Here is a 7,796-nt window from a genome sequence, read left to right on the forward strand (position 1 = left end):
GACGCCATTTAGCCGCTGACAGCTTGGTGATCTGGGGGATGCCGCGCAGGGAGATCGGCTAGCTTTGCCGCCAGCGTGGGATTCCGTCCAGAAATCCCTCGTCCAGCCGCGTTTCCCCAAACCAGTTCAGCCGGTTGATGCTGACGAAACCCGCATCGATCGCGGCGTTTTCATCCCCCGGTTCGCTTGCATGGGCTCGGCCACGCGGCACCGTGATGATCGTGCGATCCCCGGCGCTTTCCACCACCTCGGCCGTGCGGCCGATCTTGTCGCGGCCGATGCGCGGCTGGCGAATTTCGGCCGGCAGCGCGGTCGGCAAGTTGACGCTCAGCCAATGGCCCTCTGTCGCCCAATCGGCACGCGCTTGCCAGAGCGAGGCGATCAGCTTGCCAAGCCATTCGTCGTCGGCAGCGCCGAAGTCAGGATTTTTCACGCGCGAAAAGCCGATCGCGGGTATGCCCCAGAAACTCGCTTCGCGGGCAATACCCAGTGTGCCGGAATAGGCGATATCCTCGGCGACGTTGCGGCCGTCATTGATGCCCGACAATACGAGGTCAGGCTTCGGTTCATCAGCGAATAGCCACGTCATGGCGCTCACCACGCAATCGGCTGGCGTGCCCGAGCACGAATACCAGTTCGGCTTGACGCGCCGCATCGTCAGCGGCCTGGCGATGGTCAGCGACGAGCCGGCGGCGGTGCGCTTGCCGTCCGGCGCGACCACCCAGACATCGTCGCTCAACCCGAGGGCGGCATTGACCAGACGGGCAAGACCCGGCGCTTCGATGCCGTCATCGTTGCAGATCAGGATTCTCATGATGCGCTTCCTTGCCCCACCGTGATGCGTTGACCCGTACGGCATTGCGTGAGCAAGGACGGAATATGGCTTTTCAACTCGCCCAGAAGATCGGGCGCGCAGGAATGGCCCAGCGCCCTGGGGCGTCCCGCCTTCTCCCAGATGCCGACATTGCCCGACAGTGTCGGGTGGGTGGGCATGCGTATCCAGTCCGCCCGGCCGGCCTTGTGCATGAGATCGGCCGGAGAGCCCAAAGGCAGATGCCCGGTGAGCAACACCGGAAACCCGGCATCGTCGGCGCGAGGCAAAAGGTGCGACGACGGGCCAGCCTCGCCCATGCCGTCATTGGCCAGCAGGGGCAGCGAAGGCAGCGGGTCGGCATCGCTCCAGTCGGCCGCGCTTCGCAGGCGGGCAAGCAAAAGCTCGGAAATGCCCGGCAACAGGGACGCGGTCGCGCCGATCTGCGCTTCCAGCGACGAACGCATGCCGGCATGGACGGCGAACGACCCCGGCAAGGCCGCGATCAGTTCCAGCGATCGGCCAGACAGCGGCGTCGGCAACAGGCATCCCTGCGGATGCCGCGCCACCCATTCGGAAATTTTTTGCGCCCGGGCAGCCCCCGGCACGGGATCCGCCCCGTAGGAGGCATCGAAGACCAGGAGATCGCAATGCGGGATCGTGTCCATGACGAACACATTGCTGTCAGGCACCACATCGGCCGAATAGGCGATGCGGCTTGTCCCGTCGTCGACGGCGAACCAGACCCCGCCGACGACGTGACCTGAACGTCCCGTGCTGACTACGAAATTGCCGCTAGTGAGTGTGTCGCCTGGTTCGAAGAGTTCGATGCGGTTTTCAGGCAAGGGAAATCGCCTGAAATCCTCCGGCTCGGCATAGGCGGCAAGCGTGGCCGGCGCCTCGGCACGGGTCTCCGCCGTCATGAAGATCGGGCCGCTATAGCCCCGCGACAACAGCCAGCTCAGCGCGCCGACATGATCCTCATGGGCATGCGAAACAAAAACAGCATCGATGTCGTCGCTCGACCCGTTGAGCGCTGGATAGTATTCCGCCCCGGAAGCGCCGACCTTGATGCCGACATCGAGCAGGATGCGATCGTCGCCGCTGTTGACGGCGAGGCTGGTGCGGCCCTTTTCTCCGAAGCCGCCGGCAAGGTCCAGTATCATCACGAGGCTGTCCCCGCCGCCGGGATCAGCCAGCCGGATTTTATGCGCAGGCGCGCTTGCGCCCCGTTCTCCAGCACAACCGGATCGGGTTGCTCGAAATGCAAGGTGAGGTCGGGACCAGCGGTCGGCGCGAATTCAATCCGCGCCGCGCCGCCCTGGTAGATCGCCCGCTTGACGAGACCGTGAAAGCCCGAGGCATCGGCCGAAAGCTCGATATCGGCGGAGCGGCAGCAGATCTTGGCGCCGGCGCGTGGCCGCTCGCCAGGCCGGCAACGGACCACCAGCTCGGTTCCGAGAACCCGGACCTTGCAATGGCCGTTTTCCTCGCTGGCCAACACGTCCGCCGGAAGCAGAATGCCTTGCGAAATGAAGGAGGCGACCATTTCGTTTGCCGGCTCATGATAAAGTTCACGCGGAGTGGCGAGCTGCGCCAAGCGTCCATGGTCCATCACCGCGATGCGGTCGGCCAGCGCCATCGCCTCGGCCTGGTCATGGGTGATGTAGACGATGGTCGTGCCGGTGCGCTTGTGGAAGGCGGCGAACTCGTCCTCCATCGAGGCCCTGAGATGGACGTCGAGATTGGCGAGTGGCTCGTCGAACAGCACCAGCGAAGGTGTCGCCACCAGGCAACGCGCCAAGGCCACCCGCTGGCGCTGGCCGCCGGAGAGATTGGCGGGCCGGCGCTCGCCCAGACCCTGAAGATTGACAAGGGCGAGCGCGTCTTCCACTTTTTGGCGTGCAACCGCCTTGTCGAGCTTGGCCACCTTCAGCGCATAGCCGATGTTCTCGGCGACGCTCATATGCGGCCACAGCGCATAATTCTGGAAGACGATGCCGACGCGCCGCTTTTCCGGCGCGACGCTGCCGCCGCTGTTCGACACGACATCGCTGCCGATGCGGATTTCGCCCGAGGTCACCTTTTCGAAACCGGCGACCAGCCGCAGCAATGTCGTCTTGCCACAGCCGGAGGGGCCGAGCACCGCCAGAAACTCGCCGTCAGCGACGTCGATCGAGACATCCTTCACGGCGTCGAAATCGGCGAAGCTCTTGGTCACATGGTCCAGGGTCAATCGCGCCATGGCAGAACTCCGCTCGGAAGATGAGGGGCAAGCAGGTTGGTCACCAGCATCAGCACGAAGGTGACCGCGACCGTGATGACCGACATCGCCGCCGCGTAGTTGGAATCGCCGCCCTGCTCGAAGGAAAACATGACAACGCCGATGGTCTCCGAGCCCGACGACCACAGCAGCGCCGAGACGGTGAGTTCGCTGAGGGCCGTCATGAAGATCAGCAGGCCGCCGGCGATCGCCGCCGGCGCGACCAGCGGAAAGACGATGGTGCGCATGCGCGTGAACAGGCCGGCGCCCGCAACTTGTGCGGCTTCTTCGAGTGCCCGATCGATCTGGTGATAGCCGCTGATGGTCGGCCGCAAGGCCAGCACCAGGAAGCGGGCGAGATAGGCATAGAGGATGATCCAGACGGTGTTGTAGAGCTGGACGCCGGTCAGCGGGATGGGGCGCAGGAACAAGAGCAGCGAGGCGATCGCCAGCACCACGCCGGGCAAGGCATACGGCAGTTCGACTGAAAGATTGAGCAGCCGCACCCAGCGCTGCTTGCCCCAAGCGATGAGATAGCCGATCGGCACGGCGACGAGGACCGCGAAGAAAGCGGCAGCGATCGACAGCCAGAAACTGTTGAAGAAGGCGCGGCTGGCGGCATCATGCTCGAACAGCACGAAACGGTAATTGTCGAGCGTCGCCGTCTTGGCGGTGAGCGCGATGCCGTAGCCCGGCACCAGCGACGTCAGCACCAGCCCGAACAGCGGCAGGACCAGCACCAGCACGATGAGCAACCACATCCCGGCCTGGACGACCGGCCGCCAGCGGCCCAGTTCATAAGGTTCGGCCGGCAGCGACGTCGAGGAGATGCGGTAGTCGCGGCGGCGGCTCATCACCTCCTGGGCAAGAATGCCGGCCATGGCGATGATGCCGATCAGCACCGACAGGAACGCGGTCTCGCCGAGTACCGCCGGGCCCCCGCCGGCCAGCTTCTGATAGATGAGCGTCGGCAGCACCAGGTAGTTGGCGGGGATGCCGAGAAAGGCCGGAATGCCGAAATTGCCGACGCAGGAGACGAAGGCAAGCGCGGCCGCCGCCATGATCGACGGCGTCATCAAGGGCAGCACGATGGTGATCAGTACGGTGAACCAATTCGCACCGCCGGCGCGCGCCGCTTCGACCAGTTCGCGCGGCAGCTTGCGCAGGCCTGCACGCACCAGCAGGAAGACCAGCGGCCCGTATTGGACGCCAAGCAGCAGGATGATGCCCGAGGTCGAGTAGAGCGGGTTCTTCGTGCCGAGCGGCGGCGCCGCCCCGAAAAGCTTGAGGAATGGGCTGGCAGGGCCGAACAGTTGCAGCCAGGCCAGCGCCGTCACCTGTGGCGCGATCATCAGCGGCATGACGTAGCAGAGCACCAGGGCGCTTCGGCCGCGTATGTCGGTCAGCGATACAAGCACGGCCACCGACGTTCCCGACAGCACCGCCAGAAGAGTGCCGCCGATGCCGACGACCAGCGTATGCCATGTCGCGATCCAGGTTGCCGGGCTTCTCAGCCCGGCCTCCACGGCCACCGTCGACAAGACACCGCCGGGTGCCACGATCTCCTTGACGAGGCGCAGCGTGGGCAGCAGCGAAAGCAGGACAATGACGGCGGCCACCGCCGCCGTCAGGACCATTTCCTGGCCCCGGCTCTCCCTGATACGTGTCGGCATGATTGCGTTTCCTGGGATCGGTCAGCGGTGCGGCCGGGCTCACCTGAACTGACGAGATGCCGTCGAGACGGCATCTCGCGGGGATCGACGGCTCAGCCGCCGAACAGGTCCTGGAACTTCGCCTTGTCGGCGTCGGTCTCGGCGACGATCGCCTTGGTGTCGAACGGCATCACCTTGACCTTGACGCCTTCCGGCAGCCAGTCGGGACGACCGACCGAAGCGCGTGCCGGCAGGTAACCCATCGACAGCGCCAGCTTCTGGCCTTCATCGGACAGAATGAAGTCGACGAATTTTTTCGCACCGTCGACGTTCTTGGCGGTCTTCATGATGGCCACCGGTTCGGTCACGGCGGGCACGCCCTCCGAGGGGAACACGAATTCGACAGGCGAACCCTTCTTCTTGGCGTTCATCGCCATGAAATCGACGAGGATGCCATAGGGCTTCTCGCCCGACGCCACCGACTTCAGCACCGCGCCATTGCCGCGCACGCTGACGGTGTTGTTGGTCTTCAGCTTCTGGAAGAAATCCCAGCCATAATTGCTGTCGCCGGCGAAGCCCGAAAGCAGGTAGGCGGCGGCACCGGAATAGAGCGGGCTCGGCATGACCAGGCCATCGGCATAGGCCGGCTTGGCGAGGTCCGCCCAATGCTGCGGCTTTTCGGCGGCAGCGGTGTTGTAGACGATGCCGGTAGTGATCAGCTTGCTGCCGAAATAAGTCTTGTCGGCGTCATAGGCATCCGCCTCGATGCCGTCGAGCTTGGCCTCGGGATAGGCCAGCAGCCGGTCGTCCTTCTTCAGCAGTTCCATCGACACCGCGTCGGCGATCAGCAGCACGTCGGGCTGCGGGCTGCCTGCGGCGAACTCGGCCGCCATCTTGGTCAGGATGTCGCTGGTTCCGGAGCGATAGATGGTGACGTCGATGCCGGGTTGTGCCTTCTTGAACGCATCCACGGTCTTGGCTGCGTCTGCCTCGGGCTGGGATGTGTAGAGCGTCAGTGTTTCGGCATTTGCCACGCCGGCAAACAAAGTTGCCGCGAGTGCCAGCTGGCTGGCCAGCAGCTGGATGAATAGCGTCTTCATGAGACCTCCTGTCTTGTCTGTGCATGACCGGTCTGGCCCCTGGCCAGCACCCCGTCTCTTCCTCCCTGCACGGCGCATATGACTGGTGGATGACACAGCGCGTGAAACCAACAAAATATGTTCATATGTACGATGTCAATTACAAATGATCACAGCTGTGCGATAATCGGCCTGCCGCGAACCCGGCATCCGATTGACGTAAGAGCGGCCTTGCCCGGATGAGGACAACCGTCGGCCATGACACATGAGGGACGACATCCATGCCCACGCAAAAGCCCGCACCGGCTCGCCTGCCGATGGTCTCGTCGGACCTCAGCGTCAAGACGGCATGGCTCTATTATGTCGAGGGCTTCACGCAGGAGCAGATCGCCGACAAGCTCAATGTCTCCAGGGTGAAGGTCATGCGTACGCTGGCCGCCTGTACCGCCGAGGGCATCGTCGTTACCATGATCAACGCGCCGACAGCCGAACAGGTGGCGCTTGAGCGGGAACTGGAAAAACGCTGGGGCCTCAACGCCGCCGTCGTCATCCCGACACCTTCGGTTCACGACCATCTGGAGAAGGCCATCGGCCACGCCGTGGCGGCCTATCTCGGCGAGCAGATGCAGGATGGCATGACGCTGGCGATCGGCGGTGGCGCCACACTGCACGCCAGCCTGGGTTTCCTCGCCCGCCGGCACTTGAAGCGCGCCTCGGTGGTGGCGCTTGTCGGCAGCCTGCCGCATTCGCAATGGATCAACCCGTCGATCGTGGCCGCCAAGGTCGCCGATGTGTTCGAGGTGGACAGCTATCAGATCACGGCGCCGGTGATGGTGGACGACCCCTCGCTGCGCGATCTCCTGTGGGCGCAGCCGACGCTGCAGGATGTGCGCCGGCGCGCCGCGGCGGCCGACATCGCATTGCTCACCGTCGGCGACATATCGCCCGATGCCACCATCTTTCGGCATGACATCGTGCCGTCATCGCTGATTACACCCTTGAAGGCAAAAGGCGCGGTCGCCAACATGCTATGCTATTTCGTCGATGCCGCCGGCAGGCTCGTCGATCACGAAGTCAACCGGCGCGTCATGGCGATCGACCTCGATGTTGTCGCCCATGTGCCGAATGTCGTGCTGGCCGCCGGCGGAAAGCGCAAGGTGGCGGCAATCCTCGCCGCGCTCAAGGCTGTCAACACCAATGTGCTGATCACCGACAGCGACACCGCTATAGCGCTGCTGGCCAAGGCCGGCTGAGATGCCTGGGTTTAAATCAACCCGCGCTCGCGCAAAAAATCCTCGACGCCGACATGGGTCATGGATTCGAATTCGGCGATCGCTTCGGCCACGCGTCTGCGCTGCCCCGCCAGCAGGGTGAACACCTGCTTCATCTCGCCCGAAACGCCAAAACGGCTCCAGCGCTCGGCGATATGCGCGGGCAGGCCGATATCACTGCAGAACGCATCGAGGCTGTCATAGCCGAGGCTGACGACAAGCTGCCTTGTCTCTTCCGCCGACATGCGTGGCTCGAAAGCATGATCGTGCAGGCGCTGCGCCACCAGCTTGATGTCGGAAGGCGACGCGCCCATGACCCTGCCGAACAAGGTTTTGACGTCAGACGGGTCGAATGCAGGCATGTTGGCCTCCCTTGGTCGCGATCACCAGGGAACATGGGTCAAGGTTCGGAGCCTGACAAGTCGTTTCATCATAAGCCGGCGCATCATTGGCGCCGGCTTACTGCAGGAGACTAGACCAGCATGCCCATCGGATTCTCGATCAGCTTCTTGAAGGCGACCAGCAGTTCGGCCCCCAGCGCGCCGTCAACCGCACGATGGTCGGTCGACAGCGTCACCGACATCACGGTCGCTATTCTGATCTCACCATTCTTGACCACCGCCCGCTCCTCGCCCGCGCCGACCGCCAGGATCGTCGCATGCGGCGGGTTGATGACGGCGGCAAAGTCCTTGATGCCGAACATGCCGAGATTGGAGACGG

The 7,796-nt window shown here is 63.9% G+C and carries 8 protein-coding genes; 1 reads left to right on the forward strand and 7 read right to left on the reverse strand.

Annotated elements, in window-relative coordinates:
• Positions 1-58 precede the first annotated feature (58 nt).
• From LB571_RS26475 to LB571_RS26495, 5 genes are all read right to left on the reverse strand, one after another.
• Positions 59-814: a 5'/3'-nucleotidase SurE gene (locus tag LB571_RS26475; RefSeq protein WP_140616778.1), complete on the reverse strand. Its 756-nt coding sequence runs from the start codon at positions 812-814 to the stop codon at positions 59-61.
• On the reverse strand, positions 811-1,977 hold the full coding sequence (locus tag LB571_RS26480) for an MBL fold metallo-hydrolase (protein WP_224599242.1): 1,167 nt from the start codon (positions 1,975-1,977) through the stop codon (positions 811-813). The genes LB571_RS26475 and LB571_RS26480 overlap by 4 nt, the downstream gene beginning before the upstream one ends.
• Entirely contained in the window at positions 1,977-3,056 is a 1,080-nt protein-coding gene (locus LB571_RS26485) for an ABC transporter ATP-binding protein (RefSeq protein ID WP_224599236.1), read from the reverse strand. Before LB571_RS26485 ends, LB571_RS26480 begins: the two co-directional genes overlap by 1 nt.
• The gene (locus tag LB571_RS26490; RefSeq protein ID WP_224599237.1) at positions 3,044-4,747 is read right to left on the reverse strand and encodes an ABC transporter permease; all 1,704 of its coding nucleotides are present in this window, start codon (positions 4,745-4,747) and stop codon (positions 3,044-3,046) included. The genes LB571_RS26485 and LB571_RS26490 overlap by 13 nt, the downstream gene beginning before the upstream one ends.
• Positions 4,748-4,839: 92 nt before the next feature.
• Positions 4,840-5,826 carry an ABC transporter substrate-binding protein gene (locus LB571_RS26495; protein ID WP_015315459.1) on the reverse strand — a complete coding sequence of 329 codons (987 nt, stop codon included), beginning with the start codon at positions 5,824-5,826 and terminating at the stop codon, positions 4,840-4,842.
• 260 nt (positions 5,827-6,086) lie between these two features.
• Between LB571_RS26495 and LB571_RS26500 the strand changes: the two genes are divergently transcribed.
• The gene (locus tag LB571_RS26500; RefSeq protein WP_224599238.1) at positions 6,087-7,058 is read left to right on the forward strand and encodes a sugar-binding transcriptional regulator; all 972 of its coding nucleotides are present in this window, start codon (positions 6,087-6,089) and stop codon (positions 7,056-7,058) included.
• 11 nt (positions 7,059-7,069) lie between these two features.
• On the opposite strand, the gene LB571_RS26505 is transcribed toward LB571_RS26500, so the two are convergent.
• Both LB571_RS26505 and LB571_RS26510 read right to left on the reverse strand, forming a co-directional pair.
• Positions 7,070-7,438: a hypothetical protein gene (locus LB571_RS26505; protein WP_015315457.1), complete on the reverse strand. Its 369-nt coding sequence runs from the start codon at positions 7,436-7,438 to the stop codon at positions 7,070-7,072.
• 110 nt (positions 7,439-7,548) lie between these two features.
• On the reverse strand, positions 7,549-7,796 hold a 248-nt coding region (locus LB571_RS26510; RefSeq protein WP_224599239.1), incomplete at its 5' end, for a 2-oxo acid dehydrogenase subunit E2.

It is taken from the genome of Mesorhizobium sp. BR1-1-4 (assembly GCF_020165375.1).
Classification (GTDB): Bacteria; Pseudomonadota; Alphaproteobacteria; order Rhizobiales; family Rhizobiaceae; genus Mesorhizobium; species Mesorhizobium australicum.